The sequence below is a fragment of the Microbacterium sp. lyk4-40-TSB-66 genome (assembly GCF_030209475.1).
In the GTDB taxonomy this organism is placed as follows: Bacteria; Actinomycetota; Actinomycetes; order Actinomycetales; family Microbacteriaceae; genus Microbacterium.
Genome location: NZ_JARVRW010000002.1, coordinates 132228 through 152848 on the forward strand (window position 1 = coordinate 132228; position 20621 = coordinate 152848).

At 68.7% G+C, this 20621-nt stretch carries 17 protein-coding genes and 1 tRNA gene; 8 read left to right on the forward strand and 10 right to left on the reverse strand.

The window, feature by feature from the left end; genetic code table 11:
- Positions 1 to 7 precede the first annotated feature (7 nt).
- Together QRO03_RS02750 and QRO03_RS02755 are read right to left on the reverse strand one after the other, a co-directional pair.
- The gene (locus tag QRO03_RS02750) at positions 8 to 1306 is read right to left on the reverse strand and encodes a M1 family metallopeptidase (protein WP_285135990.1); all 1299 of its coding nucleotides are present in this window, start codon (positions 1304 to 1306) and stop codon (positions 8 to 10) included.
- Positions 1303 to 5241: a Pls/PosA family non-ribosomal peptide synthetase gene (locus tag QRO03_RS02755; protein WP_285135991.1), complete on the reverse strand. Its 3939-nt coding sequence runs from the start codon at positions 5239 to 5241 to the stop codon at positions 1303 to 1305. The genes QRO03_RS02750 and QRO03_RS02755 overlap by 4 nt, the downstream gene beginning before the upstream one ends.
- A 166-nt stretch (positions 5242 to 5407) precedes the next feature.
- Here QRO03_RS02755 and pstS point away from each other — a divergent pair, with 166 nt between their 5' ends.
- The 4 genes from pstS (at position 5408) to pstB (ending at position 9481) form a co-directional block, all read left to right on the forward strand.
- Positions 5408 to 6523: a phosphate ABC transporter substrate-binding protein PstS gene (pstS, locus tag QRO03_RS02760; protein ID WP_285135992.1), complete on the forward strand. Its 1116-nt coding sequence runs from the start codon at positions 5408 to 5410 to the stop codon at positions 6521 to 6523.
- An 82-nt stretch (positions 6524 to 6605) separates the two neighbouring features.
- On the forward strand, positions 6606 to 7550 hold the full coding sequence (pstC, locus tag QRO03_RS02765; protein WP_285135993.1) for a phosphate ABC transporter permease subunit PstC: 945 nt from the start codon (positions 6606 to 6608) through the stop codon (positions 7548 to 7550).
- Position 7551: 1 nt separating this feature from the next.
- Positions 7552 to 8661, forward strand: coding sequence for a phosphate ABC transporter permease PstA (pstA, locus tag QRO03_RS02770; protein ID WP_285135994.1), 1110 nt, complete (start codon positions 7552 to 7554; stop codon positions 8659 to 8661).
- A gap of 40 nt (positions 8662 to 8701) precedes the next feature.
- A complete protein-coding gene (gene pstB / locus QRO03_RS02775; protein ID WP_055956505.1) occupies positions 8702 to 9481 on the forward strand; it encodes a phosphate ABC transporter ATP-binding protein PstB in 780 nt (259 codons plus the stop codon).
- Between the two features lie 100 nt (positions 9482 to 9581).
- On the opposite strand, the gene QRO03_RS02780 is transcribed toward pstB, so the two are convergent.
- The 4 genes from QRO03_RS02780 to sigK all read right to left on the reverse strand — a co-directional run bounded on the left by QRO03_RS02780 (position 9582) and on the right by sigK (position 12779).
- The gene (locus tag QRO03_RS02780; RefSeq protein ID WP_285135995.1) at positions 9582 to 10466 is read right to left on the reverse strand and encodes an aminodeoxychorismate lyase; all 885 of its coding nucleotides are present in this window, start codon (positions 10464 to 10466) and stop codon (positions 9582 to 9584) included.
- 189 nt (positions 10467 to 10655) lie between these two features.
- Positions 10656 to 11294 (reverse strand): DNA-directed RNA polymerase subunit beta, encoded by a 639-nt coding sequence (locus QRO03_RS02785; protein ID WP_285135996.1) that lies wholly within the window; start codon positions 11292 to 11294, stop codon positions 10656 to 10658.
- 76 nt (positions 11295 to 11370) lie between these two features.
- A complete protein-coding gene (locus QRO03_RS02790) occupies positions 11371 to 12180 on the reverse strand; it encodes an anti-sigma factor (protein WP_285135997.1) in 810 nt (269 codons plus the stop codon).
- Entirely contained in the window at positions 12177 to 12779 is a 603-nt protein-coding gene (sigK, locus tag QRO03_RS02795) for an ECF RNA polymerase sigma factor SigK (RefSeq protein ID WP_285135998.1), read from the reverse strand. The genes QRO03_RS02790 and sigK overlap by 4 nt, the downstream gene beginning before the upstream one ends.
- Before the next feature lie 332 nt (positions 12780 to 13111).
- Between sigK and QRO03_RS02800 the strand changes: the two genes are divergently transcribed.
- On the forward strand, positions 13112 to 13786 hold the full coding sequence (locus QRO03_RS02800; RefSeq protein ID WP_285135999.1) for a fasciclin domain-containing protein: 675 nt from the start codon (positions 13112 to 13114) through the stop codon (positions 13784 to 13786).
- Positions 13787 to 13894: 108 nt separating this feature from the next.
- Here QRO03_RS02800 and QRO03_RS02805 read toward each other — a convergent pair whose 3' ends face one another.
- Complete coding sequence (locus QRO03_RS02805) at positions 13895 to 14941, reverse strand: iron-siderophore ABC transporter substrate-binding protein (RefSeq protein WP_285136000.1); 1047 nt, start codon at positions 14939 to 14941, stop codon at positions 13895 to 13897.
- Between the two features lie 23 nt (positions 14942 to 14964).
- Here QRO03_RS02805 and QRO03_RS02810 point away from each other — a divergent pair, with 23 nt between their 5' ends.
- The 3 genes from QRO03_RS02810 (at position 14965) to QRO03_RS02820 (ending at position 17125) form a co-directional block, all read left to right on the forward strand.
- Positions 14965 to 16014 carry a FecCD family ABC transporter permease gene (locus QRO03_RS02810; protein WP_285136001.1) on the forward strand — a complete coding sequence of 350 codons (1050 nt, stop codon included), beginning with the start codon at positions 14965 to 14967 and terminating at the stop codon, positions 16012 to 16014.
- Positions 16011 to 17009: a FecCD family ABC transporter permease gene (locus tag QRO03_RS02815; RefSeq protein ID WP_285136002.1), complete on the forward strand. Its 999-nt coding sequence runs from the start codon at positions 16011 to 16013 to the stop codon at positions 17007 to 17009. Before QRO03_RS02810 ends, QRO03_RS02815 begins: the two co-directional genes overlap by 4 nt.
- Positions 17010 to 17049: 40 nt before the next feature.
- Positions 17050 to 17125, forward strand: a tRNA-Lys gene (locus tag QRO03_RS02820).
- A gap of 73 nt (positions 17126 to 17198) precedes the next feature.
- Here QRO03_RS02820 and QRO03_RS02825 read toward each other — a convergent pair.
- From QRO03_RS02825 to QRO03_RS02835, 3 genes are read right to left on the reverse strand one after another with little or no spacing between them, the layout of a single operon-like run.
- A complete protein-coding gene (locus QRO03_RS02825; RefSeq protein ID WP_285136003.1) occupies positions 17199 to 18011 on the reverse strand; it encodes a hypothetical protein in 813 nt (270 codons plus the stop codon).
- A gap of 50 nt (positions 18012 to 18061) precedes the next feature.
- Positions 18062 to 18946 carry a DNA adenine methylase gene (locus tag QRO03_RS02830; protein WP_285136004.1) on the reverse strand — a complete coding sequence of 295 codons (885 nt, stop codon included), beginning with the start codon at positions 18944 to 18946 and terminating at the stop codon, positions 18062 to 18064.
- Positions 18943 to 20331, reverse strand: coding sequence for a hypothetical protein (locus QRO03_RS02835; protein ID WP_285136005.1), 1389 nt, complete (start codon positions 20329 to 20331; stop codon positions 18943 to 18945). The genes QRO03_RS02830 and QRO03_RS02835 overlap by 4 nt, the downstream gene beginning before the upstream one ends.
- Positions 20332 to 20621: the final 290 nt, after the last annotated feature.

Consider the following 20621-nt stretch of genomic DNA (forward strand, 5'->3'; position numbering starts at 1 on the left):
CAGGCCCTCAGGGCAGCGGCGGCAGGGCCTCGTCGTCGATCCAGCGCGACAGCACCGCGACGGCCTCGGGTCCGCCCGCGCGCTCGACCGCGGCGCGGAAATCCTCGGTCGTGACGAGGGCATGACGGTGCTGCGACGTCCACCCCCGCACGAGGTCGAAGAACGCCTGGTCGCCGACCGTACGGCGCAGGGCGTGCAGGGTCAGTGCGCCGCGTTTGTAGACGCGGTCGTCGAACATGTCGTCCGGGCCGGGGTCGGCCAGCAGCAGGTCGCGCGGCTTTGCGGCGAGGCGCGCGTAGTGCTCGGCGACGCAGGTCTCGACGGGGGTTCCGCCCGAGGCATCCGACCACAGCCATTCCGCGTAGCACGCGAAACCCTCGTTGAGCCAGATGTCGCGCCAGCGCGCGATGCCGACGCTGTTGCCGAACCACTGGTGCGCCAGTTCATGCGCCACCAGACGCTGAGCGGCGGGGACGAGGTGATTCATGCCGAAGACGGCGAGACCCTGTGCCTCGAGCGGGATCTCGAGCTCGTCGGCCGTGACGACCAGCGAGCAGGCGTCCTGCGGATACGGGCCGAAGAGCCGGTCGAAGACGCGCAGCATCTCGGGCACCGCCGCGAACGCCCGGTCGACGGCCGCGCCCAGTGACGGGGGCGCGGTGACACTGATCGGCGGAAGGGCGCCCACTCCCCCACCGGCGAGCGGTCGCGTGCGGTAGCGGCCCACGTGGACGGCTGCGAGATAGGTCGCCGTGGGCACGTCGGAGGTGAAGATCGACGTGACGCGACCCCCACGGCGGGTCGTGGGACCCGCGACCCCCGTCGCCGCCACCGTGTAGCCGTCGTCGACGGTGATCTCCATGCGCATGCGCGCGCGGTCGTCGGGACGGTCGTTGCACGGGAACCACGTCGGCGCACCGATCGGCTGGCCCGCGACGAGCGCGCCGTCGGTCAGCTCCTCCCACCCGACCGCGCCCCAGCGCGAGCGCCGCGGACCCGGAGCACCGGCGTACACCACCTCGATCTCGAACACGGCGCCCGCGGCGAGCGGCTGCGGGGTCGTCACGCGCAGCACGCGCGGACCGGCGGCGAAGCGGGCCACCGCGCCGTCGACGCGCACGCGCGAGGTGCGCAGCCCCACGAGATCGAGCGCGAACGAGGTCAGCGGCGCACGGGCGACGGCCACGATCGTCGCCGTCCCCTCGAGTCGGTTGGTGCGCACGCGATAGCCCAGCGCGAGGTCGTAGGACCGCACGTCGTACGACGCGTCACCGCTCTGCGGGGCGTAGGGGTCGGTCGTGCTCACGTCGTCGACTGGTAGGCGCGCACCTTCACCGCACGCCAGGGTCCGATGGGGTTGCCGCTCCAGCGCGAGCCGACCGGAACGGTCTCGCCGCGCATGACGAGCGAGGCGGGTCCTACGGTCGCGTGCGCCCCGAGTGTGGATGCCGGCAGCACCACGCTGTGGGGACCCAGGGTCGCCCCGGGCTCCAGCTCGACGGTGTCCATGCTCATGATTCGATCATGGAACAGATGCGTCTGGACGACGCATCCGCGGTTGACGGTTGACGCGTCGCCCAACGTGACCAGGTCGGGTTCGGGCAGCCAGTAGCTGTCGCACCACACGCCCCGTCCGATCTTCGCGCCGAGGGTCCGCAGCCACACGGCGAGCGCCGGCGTCCCCGACGCCGCGCGGGCGAACCAGGGCGCCGCGACCATCTCGGTGAACGTGTCCGACACCTCGGTGCGCCACACGAAGCTCGACCACAGCGGCTGCTCCCCCGCGCGGATGACGCCGACGATCGCCCACTTCGCGGCGGTCGACACCCCGGCGGCGACCGCTCCGGCGGCCAGCATGACGACGCCCGACAGCAGCAGCGTCCAGAGCGGTCCCGCGCTCTCCCACAGCACCGCGAGGGTGAACAGTACGCCCAGGCCGATGCCGCAGGTCACCACGACCGGCACGAAGCGGCAGAGTTCCCAGAGGGTGCGGGCCAGGCGCAGACCCGGTCCCGGGTTGTACGTGCGGGAATCGTCGCCCCCGGCCGACTGTCGTCGCAGGCGCACCGCCGGCGACCCGAGCCACGACGATCCGGCCTTCGCCTTCGGCGGAGCGGCCGACAGCACCGCGACCAGCCCGTCGCGCGGGACGCGGTGCCCGGGGGCGGCCATGCCGGAGTTGCCGAGGAACGCGCGCTTGCCGATGCGCACCTGTCCGAGGCGGAGCCAGCCGGCCCGCAACTCGTAGGAGGCGACCATCGTGTCGTCGGCGAGGAACGCCCCGTCCTCGATCCGCGCCATCGAGGGGATGAGCAGGACGGTGGATGCCTCGACGTCGCGGCCGACGCGCGCGCCCAGCATCCGCAGCCAGACGGGGGTGAACAGCGACGAGTAGAGCGGGAAGAGGATCGTGCGGGCGGCATCCAGGAGTCGCTCGATGGTCCACGCCTGCCAGGCCACCCGGCTGCGCACCGGGTGGGTGCCCTCGGTCAGACCGATCGAGAGCAGACGGACGAGGAGGACGACGGATGCCGCGAAGACGAGGCCCGTGAGGGCGACGGCGGGCACGAGCCACGCGAACGCCGCGGCGGTCGCCTGGCCGAGGCCGCCTGACCCGCGCATGCCGGACGCGATGACGAGTCCCCCCACGGTGAAGGCGGCGAGCGGCAGCAGGGCGAGGACGACCGCCGAGACGGCGTAGGCCCACAACCAGCGCGTCGGGGCCGGCGGACGCTCGCTCGGCCACCCCTTCGCCGTGCCGCCCACGCGGACGGCGGGCGACCCCGCCCACGACTGATCGGCCTTGACGCGCCCGAACACCGCCGAGCCGGGGGCGATCTCGGCGCGACGGCCGATGCGCGTACCGGGGGCGAGGGTCGAACGCGCACCCACCGTGGCATCCGCCCCGATCCGCACCTGCCCGATGCGTACGAGGTCGCCGTCGATCCAGTACCCCGTCAGATCGACCTCCGGCTCGATCGACGCACCGTCGCCGACCTCGAGCATGCCCGTGACGGGCGGCAGGGCGTGCAGGTCGACGTTCCGGCCGATGCGTGCGCCCAGCGCCCGCGCGTAGTACGACACCCAGGGGGCTCCGGCGAGGCCCACGGCATCCACCTGATCGGCGATCTGCTCGGCCAGCCAGAGCCGGATGTGCACCCACCCGCCGCGCGGATAGTCGCCCGGTCGCACGTCCGCCAGCAGGAGACGAGCGGACGCCACGGCGATCGCCATGCGCCCGAACGGGGTCGCGAACACCAGCAGGCCGACGACCAGCACGGGCCAGGGCACGCTCGGCAGCACGTCGAAGCCCGGGACGAGCCGCAGGATCGCGGAGGCGGTCAGCAGGTAGAGCAGCCAGCGCACCCCCGAGAGGATGAACAGGGGTGCTCCGAGGAGCGTCTGCGCCCACTGCGTCGAGCGCGGTGTGGGCGCCGCGCGGTGGAACTCCGCGGGCGCCTCGTCGGCGAGCTGCGGACCGAGTGCCTTGGCCATCGCACCCAGACGCGGCACGTCGTAGATGTCGGCCACCGAGAACTCCGGCACCCGGGTGCGGATGCGCGAGACGAGCTGTGCGGCGGCGAGCGAACCGCCGCCGAGATCGAAGAAGTCCGTCTTGCGCTCGGTCACGGGAAGACCGAGCACCGCCTGCCACTGCTCGGCGAGCCAGCTCTCATCGGCGGAGAAGTCGGTGGCGGTGGGGGCGTCGACGCCCGGCAGCGGCCACGGGAGCGCTGCGCGGTCGACCTTGCCCGAGGTGCGGACGGGCAGGTCGTCGACCACGCCGAGGAGGGGGATGGTCGCCGCGGGAAGCCGCTCGGCGAGCGCCGCGCGGGCGGCCCCGCGGTCGAGCTCCACGCCCTCGTCCATGACGAGGTAGCCCACGAGCACCGGCACACCGGCCTCGGTCGTGCGGACGGCGACGGTGGCCGCGCTGACTCCCGCGAGATCCTGCAACGCCGACTCGACCTCGCCGAGCTCGATACGCCGACCGCCGACCTTGACCTGATCGTCGGCGCGCCCCTGGAACACGAGTCCCTCGGACTCGAAGCGCACGAGGTCGCCGGAGCGGTAGGCGCGGTCCCAGCCGAGGGTCGGCATGGGAGCGTACTTGTCGGCGTCCTTCGCCGGGTCCAGGTACCGCGCGAGGCCGACGCCGCCGATGATCAGCTCGCCCACCTGCCCCTCGTCGACGGGGAGTCCCTCGGCATCCACGACGGCGAGCGCCCACCCGTCGAGCGGCAGGCCAATGCGCACGGGCAGGGAGCCGTCGAGCGGGGCGGCGCAGGCCACGACCGTCGCTTCGGTGGGGCCGTACGTGTTCCACACCTCGCGCCCCTCGGCGACGAGCCGCGCGGCGAGCTCGGGCGGGCACGCCTCACCGCCGAAGATGAGCAGCCGCACGTTCTCGATGGAGTCGGCCGGCCACATCGCCGCCAGCGTCGGCACGGTCGACACCACCGTGATGCCCTGGCGCAGCAGCCAGGGTGCGAGATCCTCGCCGGAGCGGACGAGCGACCGCGGCGCCGGCACGAGACACGCCCCGTGCCCCCACGCCAACCACATCTCCTCGCACGAGGCGTCGAACGCCACCGAGAGGCCCGCGAGCACGCGGTCGCCGGGGCCGAGCGGCTCCTGCTGCAGGAAGATGCGCGCCTCGGCCTCCACGAACGCCGTGGCCGAACGGTGCGAGACCGCGACGCCCTTCGGAACGCCGGTGGAGCCGGAGGTGAAGATGATCCACGCGTCGTCGTCGACGGTGGGCGGGGCCACGATGGGCACCGCGTTGGTGCTGGGGTGCGGAGCGTCGCCGTCGTAGAGCCGCACGAGGTCGGCATCCTGCGCGACGAACTCCCCCTCCCCCGCGACGATGCCGCGAACGCCCGCCTCGCCGAACACGAGGCGGGCACGGTCGTCGGGATCGTCGGCATCCACGGGCACGTAGGCGGCACCGGCCGCCATCACCGCGAGGATCGAGACGTACAGCTCCTTCGAGCCCGAGGGCATGCGCACGCCGACCCGGTCGCCGCGACGGACGCCGGCCTCGTGCAGGGCCGCCGCCGTCCGCCACACCCGCGCCAGCAGCTCGCGGTAGCTGAGGGCGCCCGAGCCGTCGTCGATGGCGGACGCTTCCGGATGCCGCGCGGCGACGTCGGCGAGGAGGTCGATCAGGGTGCGCGGAGCGGGTGCTGCGCCGGTGCGATCGAGGAGAGCCTGGGCGGCGGAGGCGGGGGTCGTCACGGAGGTGAACAGTACAGCGCCGAGGGAAACACCCCGGAATGGCCGGGCTGGTTCACCGCCCGTTCACCCGAGGGGCGCACTCTCTTAAGGATCGCTGTTTAGCGTCACCGGCGAGTCCCCCACAGGTCTCACCACACAGCTCCCGATATCCCGAAGGACTTTCATCGTGAAGATCACTCGCTTCGCCCAGCTCGGCGCGCTCACCGCCGTCGCCGCCCTCGCCCTCGCCGGCTGCGCCGCGAACGAAGGCGGCGGCACCGCCGGAACCGGTGGCAGCGACGCCGGCACGGCCCTCTCGGGCGAGGTCGCCAGCGGTGGCGCGTCGTCGCAGGAGGTCGCGGTCCAGGCCTGGACCGCCGGCTTCCAGACTGCCAACTCCGGCGTCACCATCACCTACGACCCCTCCGGCTCGGGTGCCGGTCGCGAGTCCTTCCAGGCGGGCGCCTTCCCGTTCATCGGTTCGGACCGCGCGTTCAACGACGAAGAAGTCGCCGCGGGCGGCTTCGGCGCGTGCGCCGACGGCTCGGGCATCGTCGAGCTCCCGACCTACATCTCGCCCATCGCGGTCATCTTCAACCTCGAGGGCGTGGACTCGCTCAACCTCGACGCCGCCACCGTCGCGGGCCTGTTCGCCGGTACCATCACCAAGTGGAACGACCCCGCGGTCGCCGCCACCAACCCCGGCGTCAACCTCCCCGACCTCGCCGTGACCCCGGTCCACCGTCAGGACGACTCCGGCACCACCCAGAACTTCACCGACTACCTCTTCCAGGCCGCCCCCAGCGTCTGGACGTCGGAGGCCGACGGCGAGTGGCCGCTCAGCTCCGGCGAGGCCGCCAACGGCACCTCCGGCGTCGTCTCGGCCGTCTCCAGCGCCAACGGCACCATCGGCTACGCCGATGCGTCGCGCGCCGCCGAAGAGGGCCTCAAGACCGTCGCGATCAAGGTCGGCGAGGAGTTCGTCTCGTACTCGCCCGAAGCCGCCGCCAAAATCGTCGACGAGTCGCCGTTCGTCGAGGGCCGTGCCGACGGCGACCTCGCCATCGAGCTCGAGCGCACCTCGCAGGAAGCCGGCGTCTACCCCATCGTCCTGATCAGCTACATGATCGCGTGCGAGCAGTACAGCGACACCGACACGGCCTCGATCGTGAAGTCGTTCCTCCAGTACGTCGCCAGCGAAGAGGGCCAGACCGCGGCCGCCGACGCCGCGGGCAGCGCCCCCATCAGCGACTCGCTCCGCGAGCGCGTCAACTCCGCGATCGACCTGATCGTCACGCAGTAACACCCCTTGAGACCCGGCCCGGAGCACACGAACGCTCCGGGCCGGGTTCTCGCCCGTTTCTGACCCGAGACAGGACGACGACATGACCACCACCACGGCTCCGGCGCCACAGAAGCCGAAGCAACGCCCAGGAGACCGCGTCTTCTCGGGTACCGCCCTCTTCGCCGGCTCCATGATCCTCGTCACCCTCGCCGCGGTGACCATCTTCCTCGTCGCCCAGTCGATCCCCGGCTTCACCGCCACCAGCGAGAACGCCTCGATCCTGAGCGGCAACTTCTGGTCGTACGTGGGCCCCCTCGCGTTCGGCACGATCTGGGCGTCGATCCTCGCCCTCATCATGGCCGTGCCTCTTTCGGTGGGCGTCGCGCTCTTCATCTCGCACTACGCGCCCCGTCGCCTCGCCCAGGGCCTCGGCTACATCGTCGACCTGCTGGCCGCCGTCCCCTCCGTCGTCTTCGGCCTGTGGGGCATCCTGGTGCTCGCCCCGGCCATCCAGCCCGTCTACGCCTGGCTGAACACGAACGCCGGTTGGTTCCCGCTGTTCTCCGGAACCGTGTCGGCCACCGGTCGAACGATCCTCACCGCGGCCGTCGTGCTCGCGGTGATGATCACGCCCATCATCACCGCCATCTGCCGCGAGATCTTCCTGCAGACACCCGTCCTGCACGAGGAGGCCGCACTCGCCCTCGGCGCCACGCGCTGGGAGATGATCCGCATGGCCGTCTTCCCGTTCGGCCGCAGCGGCATCGTGTCGGCGTCGATGCTCGGCCTCGGCCGCGCGCTCGGCGAGACCATGGCCGTCGCGCTCGTCCTCTCGGCATCCGGAGTCGTCACACTCCAGTTGTTCACGTCCGAGAACCCCAGCACCATCCCCGCCAACATCGCGCTGACGTTCCCCGAGGCCTACGGCTTCAACGTCAACGTGCTCATCGCAACGGGTCTCGTGCTCTTCATCGTCACCTTCGCGGTCAACGCACTGGCGCGCTACATCGTCAGCCGCCGCAAGGAATTCTCGGGAGCGAACTGACATGACCGCCACGTCCACCGCGCCGCGCACCCCGGCCACCGCGACGCCCACGCGATCGACCAACAGCCTCACCAGCGGTCGTCTGCCCTCGTGGGCTCCGTGGGTCACGCTCGCCGGCAGCGCGGGCCTCTCGGCCCTGCTCCTCGGCATCGTCTCGCTCGCCTCGGGCAGTCCGTTCAACATCGCGGGATGGGCGGTCGTCGCCGCCGTCCTGTACCTGATCCTGATCACCACCACCTCCACGATCATCGAGGGACGCCGCAAGGGCGTCGACCGCCTCGTGACGGGCGTCGTCGTCATCGCCTTCGGCATCGCGATGGTTCCCCTGGTCTCGGTGGGAGTCACCGTCGTCACCAACGGTGTGAGCGGCATCAGCGCCGAGTTCTTCAGCTCGTCGATGCGCAACGTCGTCGGCGAAGGCGGAGGCGCCCTGCACGCGATCATCGGCACCGTGCTGATCACGTTGGCCGCGGCCGTGATCTCGATCCCGATCGGCATCTTCACCGCCATCTACCTCATCGAGTACGGCGCCGGCAAGCGTCTCGCTCACGCGATCACCTTCCTCGTCGACGTCATGACGGGTATCCCGTCCATCGTCGCGGGTCTGTTCGCGTACGCGCTGTTCGCCCTGTTCTTCGGCCCCGGCATCCGCATGGGAATCATGGGCGCCATCGCCCTCGCGGTGTTGATGATCCCGGTCGTCGTGCGCTCCACCGAGGAGATGCTGCGACTGGTCCCCAACGAGCTCCGCGAAGCGTCCTACGCGCTGGGCGTGCCCAAGTGGCTCACCATCAGCAAGGTCGTCCTTCCGACCGCCGTGGCGGGTATCACCACCGGTGTCATGCTCTCGATCTCGCGCGTCATCGGCGAGACGGCGCCCCTGCTGCTCACGGCGGGTGTGGCCACCTCGGTGAACTACGACCTGTTCAACGGCCGCATGATGACGCTGCCGGTGTTCGCCTACTCCCAGTACATGAACCAGGGCATCCCCGCGTCGGCCTTCATCGACCGCGCCTGGGGTGCGGCCCTCGTGCTCATCGTCATCGTCATGGTGCTCAACCTCGTCGCGCGCGCCGTGGCGAAGTTCTTCTCCCCCAAGCTCGGCCGCTGACCGCGGCACGTCGATCCGACCAGAAACAACCCGAGGAATCGTGTCAAAAAGCATCGAAGTAAACGACCTGAACGTCTACTACGGCGACTTCCTCGCTGTCGAGGGCGTGTCCCTCGACATCGAGCCCCGCACCGTCACCGCCTTCATCGGCCCGTCGGGCTGCGGCAAGTCGACCTTCCTCCGCACCCTGAACCGCATGCACGAGGTCATCCCCGGCGCGCGCGTCGAAGGCTCCGTCCTGCTCGACGGCGACGACCTCTACGGCTCGGGCGTCGACCCCGTGCTGGTGCGCCGCCAGGTGGGAATGGTGTTCCAGCGTCCGAACCCGTTCCCGACCATGTCGATCCGCGAGAACGTGCTGGCCGGCGTCAAACTCAACAACCGACGCATCGCCAAGTCCGACGCCGACGCGCTGGTGGAGAAGTCGCTCAAGGGCGCCAACCTGTGGAACGAGGTCAAGGACCGCCTCGACAAGCCCGGTTCGGGTCTCTCGGGCGGCCAGCAGCAGCGTCTGTGCATCGCCCGCGCGATCGCCGTCTCCCCCGACGTGATCCTGATGGACGAGCCCTGCTCGGCGCTCGACCCCATCTCGACCTACGCGATCGAGGAGCTGATCGGCGAGCTGAAGAGCGAGTACACCGTGGTCATCGTCACGCACAACATGCAGCAGGCCTCGCGCGTCAGCGACAAGACGGCGTTCTTCAACATCGCCGGCACCGGCAAGCCCGGCAAGCTCATCGAGTACAACGACACCTCCACGATCTTCACCACGCCCTCGGTGCAGGCGACCGAGGATTACGTCTCGGGCCGCTTCGGATAACACTCCGACCCCACGCGAAAGCCCCGCCCCGGCGGGGCTTTCGTCGTTTCCGGGTGCAGGACCCCGGCGCGCCCCTGCCGGGAGCGCCGCGGACGCGCGGTCAGTCCCGAGGACTCAGCAGGTAGGCGTTGAACTCGTGGGTGAGGGCACGGTCGACCGGAAGCGCCTTCCCGTCCACCTCTGCGATCGGGGCCGCGAGACGAACGCTCGACAGCAGCCACGCGGCATCCGCCCCCGCCAGCTCGGCGACCGAGACGGTGGCGTACTCCGTGGCGAAGCCCCGGTGTTCGAGGTGGGCGAACAGGCTCAGCTGGGTGGTCCCGTGCAGGATGCCGACGCTCGGCGCAGGCGTGATGAAGCGCTCGCCGACGCGCAGGACGACGGATGCCGTGGGCGCTTCGAGCACGAATCCGTCACTGCTGACGAAAACGGCGTCATCGGCCCCCCGGCGCTTCGCCTCGCGGATGGCCGCCATGTTCGTCGCGTACGAGAGGGTCTTGGCCCCCAGCAGAAGCCACGGTGCGCGGGCGGGCACGTCGAGCGCATAGCCGCGGTCGAGGGTCGCCACACGGACGCCGTCGGTGCGCGCCGCAGCGTTGTCGGGCGCATCGGCCAGCGTGATCCACGCGGTCGGTGCGTCGGTTCCCTCGACCCCGCGGCTGAGCAGGAGCTTCATCACGTTCTCGCCCGGGCCCGCCACGCCGGCCACCGTCACGATCGCCTCCCGCCACTGCGGGAGGTTCGGCACAGGCAGATCGCACAGCTCGGCCGAACGGGCGAGACGCTCGAGGTGGGGCTCGACCTCTTGCGGGTGACCGTCGACGACGCCGAGCGACTCGAAGACGCCGTCACCGCGTTGGGCGCTGAGCTCGCCCACGGGCAGAGCGGGAGCGGACGGATCGATCACGCGGAAGGTGTCGGCGAAGGACTCCCTCCGCTCGACGGATGCCACAGGGTCGATGCGGAGAGCGGAGCGCCAAGCCATGCAGCGAGCCTACGCGGCGGGTCCGACACGCCCGGCCCTTGTCAACGGGGGCACCCGTGGGAATGAGTCGGGCCCGCGCTTGTTACACTTTCCTAGCCGGGCCGCAGTAACCCCGGGCTCCATCTTCTGCCGCTCTGAGCGGCCATGCGCCGAGAGGCGTTCTGCGGTCCGGCACCTCCTCTTCCGCTCTCACGTCAGAGCGTCGCGACGCCACAGCGCCGCGCACGCCGACAGGTCTTCGGCGTACGTCGCCAGGCGCAGAGCCCGCGTGGTCAGCGCGCTCGCGCGCTCCGACTCGGTGTTCTCGTAATCGTCCGCGAGGTGCGTCGACCCCGCCGCCTGTACACGGCAGAACGCGGCCGCACGGTCCAGCGCCACGGCGAAGTCGCCCTCGAACAACCCGCGCATGATCGTGTCGATGAGGCGCACCAGCTCCTCGGGGCCCGCGGGGGCAGGAGCGCCCGCCACGACGGCATCCACCGTCGCCATCTCCACCCGCCCGCGCTCGTAGAGCAGAGCCGCGGTCGCGGCGTCGTCGTGGATCATGAGCTGCAGCAGATACAGCCGCCAAAGCGCGCCCGGAAGAGAGCGGGCGGGCGAGCGCGACCAGAGCTCGGCGATGTCGTCGATGCCGTGATCGTCGGTGAAGGCTACGAGGCGCTCGACGACGTCGACCGAGGGGTCGGCGCGCACACGGGACAGGAGCGCGTGAGCCGTGCTGTGGGCAACGCGCGACACCTCGGCGGGGTCGTCCGCTGCGAAGAGACGGTCGAACAGTTCGGCGGGGCGCCGTACCGGCTTGTGGAACTCGCGAGAGGAATCGCTCATCCATCCAGGCTAGGCGCTCGCCCGCCGCGGCCGGGCCGGGACCCCCAACCGAGCCGGCCCGCCGCGGACGGTCGGGTCAGGCCGTGGCGACCGCGACGACCGGATCGGTGCTCGGCGTCCCATCGGGCGACCCGCCCGCCGGTTCGACCGTCACCGCGATCACGTCACCGGCGTGCATCTCACCCTGCAGAACAGCGGTGGCCTTGCCATCGGCGTCCGGCTGGAAGATCCCCGCCGCGATGGGAGTCTGACCGCGGACGAACCACAGCTCGTACGTCGTTCCGTCGGCCAGCTCCGGCATGCCGTCGGCGACCAGCACGCTCTGTCCCGTCGACGGCGACCAGTGCGCCGTGGCGACGGTTCCATCGGACATCGTCGCCGAGGCCGACTGCGCATCGGGGGCGTCCTGGATCTGCTCCAGGGCGACGACCGCTGCGGGGGGCGCGAAGTATTGACTCACGGTCACCGCTCCGAAGCCGAGCACCAGCACGGCCGCGAACGACGCGGCGAGGGCGAACCAGCGCTTCGTCCCCCAACCCGCACGGGACGACGCACGAAGAGCGACGGGCTCACGCACGGGAGCCGCCGGGGCGATGCCCACGGCGGCGAAATCTTCTTCTTCGGCGGAGGTCGAGACCTCACCCGGACCCGCTGACTCCTGAGGGAGCTCGGAGATGCGGGCGAACAACGACGCTCGCACGGATGCGGGCGGCTCGACCGGTTCGACGGAGGCGCTCAGGGCGGCGACCGTGTCGACCGCTCCGCGCACGTGATGGTCCCACTGTGGATTGCCCGCGAGAGCCTCCTGGTACGCGCGTTCATCTGCCTCGGATAGCGCATTCAGCGCATGTCCGACGGCGAGGTCGGCGAAATCCCTCTCGTTCACTTGTCCACCCCCATCTCCATCCTCAAGCGCGACAGTCCGTCGCGCATCCTGGTCTTGACCGTTCCGAGCGGTGCCCCGACGAGGGTCGCGATCTCACTTTGGCTGTACCCACCGAAATAGGCCAGCGTGAGTGCTTCCTTCTGAGCATCGGGAAGCGTCGCCAGTGCATCGACGACGCGCCGCCCTTCCATTTTCAGTTCTACCTTCTCGGACACGTTGTCGTAAGCGACATCCATATCCCGGAAGCCCGCTCGTACGTCCCGATCGACGCTCGACTGCGATGACCGCACGCGGTCCACCGCTCGTCGATGCGCGATCGTGAGAATCCACGATCTTCCCTGGCCTCTATTCGGAGTGAACTTCGCAGCGGATTGCCAGATCTCGAGGAAGACCTCCTGCAGGACTTCCTCGCTCTGCGACCGGTCGACCAGGACGCGTCGGATCAGACCGAACGCGCGGGCCGCGAGGGAGTCGTACACCTCGGCGAAGGCAGCACGGTCGCCGTCCGCAACACGCAGGAGCAGGATGCCGATGTGATCGACCTTCTCGAGCCCCTCATCGGGCAGGTCGAAACCGTCGATCACCATGGCATCCATCATTCCGTACGGTCGGGACGATTCCTGTACGCGCGCGCGAGCACGCGAAAGGTCTGCACGAACCGTTACATAGGCGTCCCACAGCGCCGTCACATACGCGTCACGCCGCGGATTCCAAGGGACCGAGAAATATTCCGAAGAATATTTATAGCCCCCCGACCTGGGTTTTTCTCGCATTCGGATGCCGCAGAACGCGCCGATGCCAATCCTTTCGCAATCCGTTCCCCGGGGGGTCCCGAAGACCCTGTGTAAGCCGCTCCACGGCGAACCACCCCCCGCACCGGGGTGTCCCTGACGGGTCGCAGACGCGATCCGAACGATTTCGGAGGAATGTCATGCTCACCAACAAGAAGCCTGTCGTCGCCGGTCTCGCCCTCGTTCTGGGCTCGGCCTTCGCTCTCACCGCATGTTCGGGTGGAACCACCTCGGGTGGCACGACCACCGAGGAGAGCACCGCCCCCTCGATGGAGGCGTCGCCCTCGATGTCGGCCTCGGCATCCGCCATGGACCCGGCCGCCAACCTCGTCGGCCCCGGCTGCGCCGGTTACGCCGAGACCGTCCCTTCGGGCGCTGGTTCGGTCGCCGGCATGGCCGCTGACCCGGTCGCCGTCGCCGCATCGAACAACCCGCTCCTCACCACGCTCACCGCGGCGGTCAGCGGCCAGCTGAACCCCAACGTGAACCTGGTCGACACGCTGAACGGTAGCGAGTTCACCGTCTTCGCCCCCGTCGACGACGCGTTCGCGAAGATCGACTCCGCGACCATCGAGACGCTGAAGACCGACACCGACCTGCTGACCAAGATCCTCACTTACCACGTGGTCCCCGGTCAGATCGCGCCCGACGAGATCGACGGCACGCACACCACCGTCGAGGGCCAGGACGTCACCGTCGCCGGCTCCGGCGACTCGATCACGGTCAACGGCACCTCGAACGTCATCTGCGGTGGCGTCCAGACGGCCAACGCCACGGTGTACCTCATCGACACGGTGCTGATGCCCCCGGCGTAAGTCCTCGACGCGTGAGCGATCACGCATCGACCGATCGATGATCGATCGGAACCGACGGCGAGAGCCGGACCCCAGGCGAGGGGGTCCGGCTCTCGCTCTTTTCGTGCGTCAGTCGGCGTCGACGGCGCGCACCATCTCGTCCTGGACGATGCGTGCGGCGGTGGGACCGGCGTTCAGGAACCACGGGTCGAAGTCGACGGCGACAGTACGTCCACCCGCGACGGCGTCGAGTGTGGGCCACAATGGGGCCTCCTCGATGAACGCGATCCCCTGACCGGTGCCGGCGTAGAACACGTGGTCGGCGTCGGCGAGGTCGATCTGCTCCGCGCTGACCTCCTGCGACGTCTCGTCGAACCGCTGGGAAACGGGGCGCCCCAGCCCGAGATCTTCCGCGAGACCACCGGCGAAGGAGGGCACGCCCATGATGCGCGTGCGATCGCCCGTCGACTGCAGGAACGACACCGTCGGCTCCCCCACCGGGTGCGTCCGCGCGAACGCCGCGCTGTCGGTCTGAAGCGCGTCGAGGATGCCGCGAGCGGCCCCCTCGTCGCCGAGCGCATCGGCGATGAGCAGGAAGTCGCTCTTCCAGTTCACCCCGTTGCCCTTGGTCACCACGGTCGGGGCGACAGCGGACAGGGCATCGTAGAGCTCCGCGCCCCGCGTGGCGTTGATGAGGATGAGGTCGGGGGCGGCCTGCGCGATCGCCTCCAGATCGGGCTCGGTGCGCTGGCCGATGTCGGTCATGGCGGCGAGCGCCGCGGCATCCTGCGGGAAGGTGTCGACCAGGTACTGCGGCACCAGTCCGCTGTTCTCGGCGCGAGTGGCTGCTGCGGGCACCGCGCCGAGCGTGAGGAGCGCGTCGAGCTGACCCGTGGACACGACGGCGATGCGGGTCGGCCGGGCGGTGACCTCGGTCACGCCCTCGAAGTGCGTCACGGCACGGGGGAAGACGCCATCGGGCTCGGGCGAGCCCATACCGGGCTCCAGGTCGCGCGACACGACCCACTCCCCCGCGGCGCCGGCTTCGGAATCGACGGTGGATGCCGGGGCTGCGGCGCCGGCGCACCCGGTGAGCGCGAGGAGGGCGGCGGCTTCGAGGGCGACGACGGACGGACGGAAACGGGCGGGGAAGGACGGGGAACGAAGATCGGTCACGGGCTTAGGTTATCCTTACCTTCGTGCTCGATCTGTCCGCCGCCGCTCGACCGGCGACCGCGGCACAGCTGTTCCACCGCCGCCGCACGGCTCAGCGGCGAGCGACCGGGCTGACCCTCATCACACTCGTCGTCCTGGTTGGCCTCATCGTCGCCAGCCTCGCGGTGGGGTCGCGCGCCCTCGCTCCGACGGACGTCGTGTCCGCGCTGTTCTCGGATCGGCGGGATGCCGTCGGCGTCATCGTCTTCGACCTCCGCATCCCCCGCACACTCACCGCGCTGCTGGCCGGGTGCTGCCTGGGGGTCGCCGGAGTGCTGATGCAGGCCGTCACCCGCAACCCCCTCGCCGACCCGGGGCTGCTGGGGGTCAACGCGGGGGCGGCGGTGGGCGTCGTCGTCGCCATCGCCTTCTTCGGCGTGGGTACCGCCGCCGGGTACGTCTGGTTCGCCTTCGTGGGAGCCGCGGGAGCGGCGCTCCTGGTGAACGCCGCCGCGCGGCCGGGGCGTCGCGGCAACACGGTCGGCCTCGTCCTCGCGGGCATGGCGCTGAGCGCCTGCCTCGGCGCGATCGTGCGCATCATCACGCTCGCCGACGAAGACACCTTCGAGTCGTTCCGGTTCTGGGCGGTCGGTTCGTTCGAGCGACGGGATCCCGACGTCGCCGCCCAGCTGCTCCCCTTCGCGATCGCGGGAGTCGTCCTCGCCGCCGTGGTCGCCCGCGGGCTCGATCAGTTGCAGCTCGGCGCCGACCTGTCACGTTCGCTCGGGGTGTCTCCGGCGCTCGTCATCGTCGTGGCCGGCACGGCCGTCACCCTGCTGTGCGCTGCGGCGACGTCCGCCGCCGGCCCTCTGGCCTTCATCGGACTGCTCGTCGCCCACTTCGTCCGCGGTGCCGTCGGCCGCGGCGTGCGCACCTCGCTCCCCCTGGCCGCCGTGACCGGTGCCGCGCTCACCCTCGCCAGCGACGTGATCGGTCGCGTGATCGCCCTTCCGGGCGAGGTCGAGGCGGGCATCGTCGCCGCCTTCGTCGGCGCTCCCCTGCTGCTCTGGCTCGTCGTGAGGAGACCGTCGTGACGCGTCCGGTCATCACCCTCCGGAACCGCCGATATGCGATCGTCACCGCGGCCACCGTCACGGTCGCGGTCGTCGCCGCGATCGTCGGGCTGACCACCGGGTCGTTCCAGGCGTCGCTCAGCGACGTGGCATCCGCCCTCATCGGAGGCGCCGATGGCCGCACGAGTGTCGTGGTGATGGGCCTTCGGGTTCCCCGGGTCACCGCGGCTCTGGCGATCGGGGCGGCACTGGGGCTCGCCGGCGCCGTCTTCCAGACCCTGGCCCGCAACCCGCTCGCCAGCCCCGACATCGTGGGGTTCACCGCCGGATCCGCCACCGGTGCGCTGATCGGTCTCATCGTCATCGCCCCGACCGCCTCGCCCGCGGCCGGCGCGTGGATGGGCGGGCTGCTCACGGTCGTCGTCGTCATGCTCCTCGCTCGCAGCGTCGGGGTCTCGCGCGAGCGCACGATCCTTGCGGGCATCGCGCTGTCCACGTTGCTCGCCGCGGTCAACGAGTACCTCCTCACGCGCGCGCCCGTCGAGATCGCGCGCAACGCCGACCAGTGGTTGCACGGCAGCCTCGCCGCCACATCGATGGACGATGTCGCCCTGCTCCTCGGCGCCCTCGGCATCCTGAGTGTGGTCCTCGCCCTCGTGCACCGGGACTTCCGTGCTCTCGAGCTCGGCGACGACACCGCGCGATCCCTGGGCGTGCGTACCGGCCGCGTGCGCCTGCTCCTGGTCGTCGTGGCGGCGTTGCTGACGGGAACGGCCACGGCGGTGTCGGGCCCCATCGGGTTCATCGCCCTCGCGGCACCCCAACTCGCCCGGCGGACGCTGGGCACCAGCGGCATCCCCCTGTTCGGCTCGGCGCTGACCGGCGCGGTGGTCCTCGTCATCGCCGACGTGGTGGCCCAGCGCGCACTCGCGCCGCTGCAGATCCCGGTGGGTCTGCTCACCGGCGTCGTCGGGGGCGCCTACCTCTTCTGGATCGTCGCGCGCACACGCCGATGAGTACGAGGGCCCGGTCGCTCCCGGTAGGCTGGAGGCATCAGGGCCTGTAGCTCAGTTGGCAGAGCATCGGACTTTTAATCCGCGGGTCGAGGGTTCGAGCCCCTCCGGGCCCACCAGTCAGGCACTGGGATCGCGCGGCTTCGGCCTGCCCCGCCTCACATCAAATCCGGTGGAAACCCGACCCTCCGATCATTCCGGGTCGGCCGCCATGTCAGAAACTCTGATCCAATCGGGGGCGATTCCGTTTAGACGCTCCGCAAGCGATTGGAGAGCCTCGTATCTCAAACGGCCCCCGAACAGTAGGTCTACGGCCGACTCGGTTGACCACTTCTCCCACATCCAGTAGTAGTCCTGATCTTCGCCGTCCCACGTGAGGTGGTTGACGGGATCGGTGAAGTCGGTGAGGAACTCGTCGACCCATTTGTCCTCGGGTCCGCCCAGCGCGGAGAATGCGTCGCTCCAAAATTCAGTCGCTTCCGCGCTAAGAAGAGGAAGACCAGATGCCGGATTTTGCAGTACAGACGAGCCGCCGCGTTTTGGGACCATCAGGAACTCCACGTCGGCAGGCGCGAACGCGAGGCCGCCTGGGACCCTCCACTCCCGCTCCCACGTGAAGTCTCGGCCGGGCGTCACTCGGTCGATGAAGGGAGATAACCGCCACAGGTCGGCGAGCCGATCAGGGTCCGAGGAGTAGAGCGGACGAAATGCCTGATAGAGGTGCCGCTGGAGTCCATTTGTGTCATCCAAATACCAGATGCGATGCCCACCGGCACCGGAGACAAACTCGCGCCGAAAGGCGATCCCGAATTGACCGTGCTGGCGTACGAGCCGGTCGACGTTATCGATCGGGATTTCGCTCATGCACGCGCTCATATGCATTGAACGAGCCGTTGCATCGCGGAACGCCCAACCATAGGGGCCGCTTTCTCGTACCCGACCCTCACTCAGGATGCTCAGCAGGCTACCGGCCGTCTCCGTGAAGTGGACGACGTAGTCGGACATGTCTCGCCATTTTGGATCCCCTCGGAAGCCAAGGAGCCCAGGTGGAATAGTCATTCTGGAAGCCCGGGGACACGGGCTGCGGCAAATCCGTCCGGCAGCACGAAGGAATCAGATGTGATGAGCAGCTCACTCGCCTTTCGCGCCCCGCGCACAGAGTAATAGACACCTATGTCGTACTGGCGGCGCGCGGAGTATAGGTCGGCAATTTCGGGTGCCGCGTCGTAAGTAAGCATCCATGACGTCGTGGCTCGCTCGTTGAGCACGGTCGCCAGATCAGCGTGATCCTGGGCCGCGAAGGCGTTCAGGTACAGCTGGCTGCCCTTCTCAAAGTAGGGCGGATCGGCGTACACAAACGTCTTTTCCTGCCCGGCGAACTCGTTGATGATCGACAGGCCGTCTTCATTTCTCACCTCGATGCGGTCCGAGTACAGCGCCACGAGTCGACACCGTTCCAGGAGCGTGTCCCTGTTGAACCGTGCATCAATTTTGTAAGGTCCCGATTGGTCCCTTCCGCCAATCACCCCTGCGTTGAGGACACCCGACCGATTCGTCCGGTTGAGGAAGAACGTGGCGAAGCCGAGGTCGAAATCGCTGTGCGATGACGGTTGCGTGTAGACCTGACGCTGCTTATGCCACTCGTCCATCGTGAGTGCGACGGTGCGGACTCGTTCCATGAATTCGTCGGACCTCGATGTCACAGATCGCCAGAAGGCGTAAATGGCCGGGTCTAGGTCATTGATGACGACAGACTCGACAATCTCGGTGAGCAACAGGCCAAGGGCAAGTCCCGCCCCACCCGCGTAGGGCTCGACGTAGGTACCACCTGAAGCGCCGTTCGCGCGGACTGAGCTATTGACGAGGGCGTACAGCGCTGACTTCCCACCCGGGTAGCGCAGCGGGGAGAACTGTGGTCTTCGCAGCGTGTGGGCCCTCACGTCATTGGCTCTCTCAGCACGTACCGGAGCAAGTTGATGATGGACTCCCAAAGTTTCAGAACGTCCTCCTTCTCGATGAAGATCTGGTGGTTGTGGTTCGCCGCATTCAGGTAGTCGGCGGTCACTCCGTAGGCATAAACGTTCAACCGTTCGTTCTGGCGGAGCTTCTTGATTACCTGGACGAGGCTCTTCTTGTCCGCCGCGGTGACGTCCGCCTGCAACCACTCGAGTGCGGAGTCGAGGTAAACGTATTGCCCCTTCTTCGGGATGCTCTCACCCTTACCATCCGCGTAGGCCTTGACGGATTTCTCCAGGAACGTCCGGATTAGGTCGAAAGTTGCGTTGGGAAATTCTCGGTAACGTAGACTCGATAGCTCGTCCAAGATGGACCCGATTGCCGGGAACTTCGCTGGAGCGTGTAGGCCCGACACGTCGAGCGTGGTCGGCTTGCGAGGCTTTGGCTCGGGCAAAGCAACCTCGGGCATTTCAGCGACTTCTGTGGCCTTGCCAGCCGTAACCTTGATGCTGGAGAGCTCGGTAAGGTACTGCTTATAGGTATCGTCGGCCGGAGCGTTCAACACTCGCGTGTTAATGCGCTTGCGCTTGATGTCTCGGACAATCTTCTCTGCGACGCGGTCGAAATCGTCTTGCTTCGCGTTAAGCGAGACACGCCCAGTCTTGTCGTCGACAGAGATGCGCGCAAACTTCAAGAACTCCGGGTTCTCATAGAGCCTCTCGAAGGTGGAGATCGGGAAATTTCTTCGACGTGCGTACCGTGCGAGCTCTTCGTCCTGATAGTTCGCGTTCTGAAGAAGACGATGCATGTCGGCGGTCTTGATGAAGTCCGCCACCGGAATTCCCGGGTACTCCTGGATGAGCAGTTCCACCGACTTACCCGCTGCTACCTGCGCGGCGAAGAACTCGGCCTGGCGGAGCGGACCCCACGGCTTGCGCGGGTTCGATGTATGGAGCGTTGCGATCAGCTGATTCGCCGAGTCCCGGTCTGGGGCGACAAGGCACTCGATTGTCTTGTAGCTAGTGGGTAACTCAGTCGCTTCCACAAGCTCAGCGAGGCGCGGCTGAGCGGCAGGAACGAGATACGGATTCAACAGAGCCTTCAGAGCGGCAGTTCTCCGATTCCCCTCCACGACGACCCACTGATCGTTCTCCCGGAGCACAACTGGCCTCTCGTGGGTCAGATACCCCACAGTCATGATCGACTTCGCGATGTCCAGCGCACCTTCGTGCTGAAATAGATCCTGGATGATGTCGGCTTGCGGCGGATCCGTGTGCAGAGTCAGACCCAACCGGACGTTTTTCGGATCAAGCCGAAGGTCCTTGGTGACATCCAGCTTTTCGACCTCCCATGTCGACATGTCCAGCATTGAGCCTCCCCCGGCACACCCTTGTTCGTGCCACTTTAGCGGGGAGCTACGCTTGCGCAGTCCCAGCGAAGGTCTCGAACCTGGGGTGCGCCGCGCGTACTCCGTCGGGTACAGATGCGAGTAAATCGAATCCGTGGTGACAACCGAGGCATGACCGAGACAGCGGCTCACCTAGTACGGCGGGAACCCTGCGGCCAGCCACAAGCTGGCGGCCGTGTGGTGCAGGTCGTGGACGCGGATCGCGGGCAGCTGCGCGCGGACGAGGGCGGGCTAAGTAGTTGCGGCGGAAT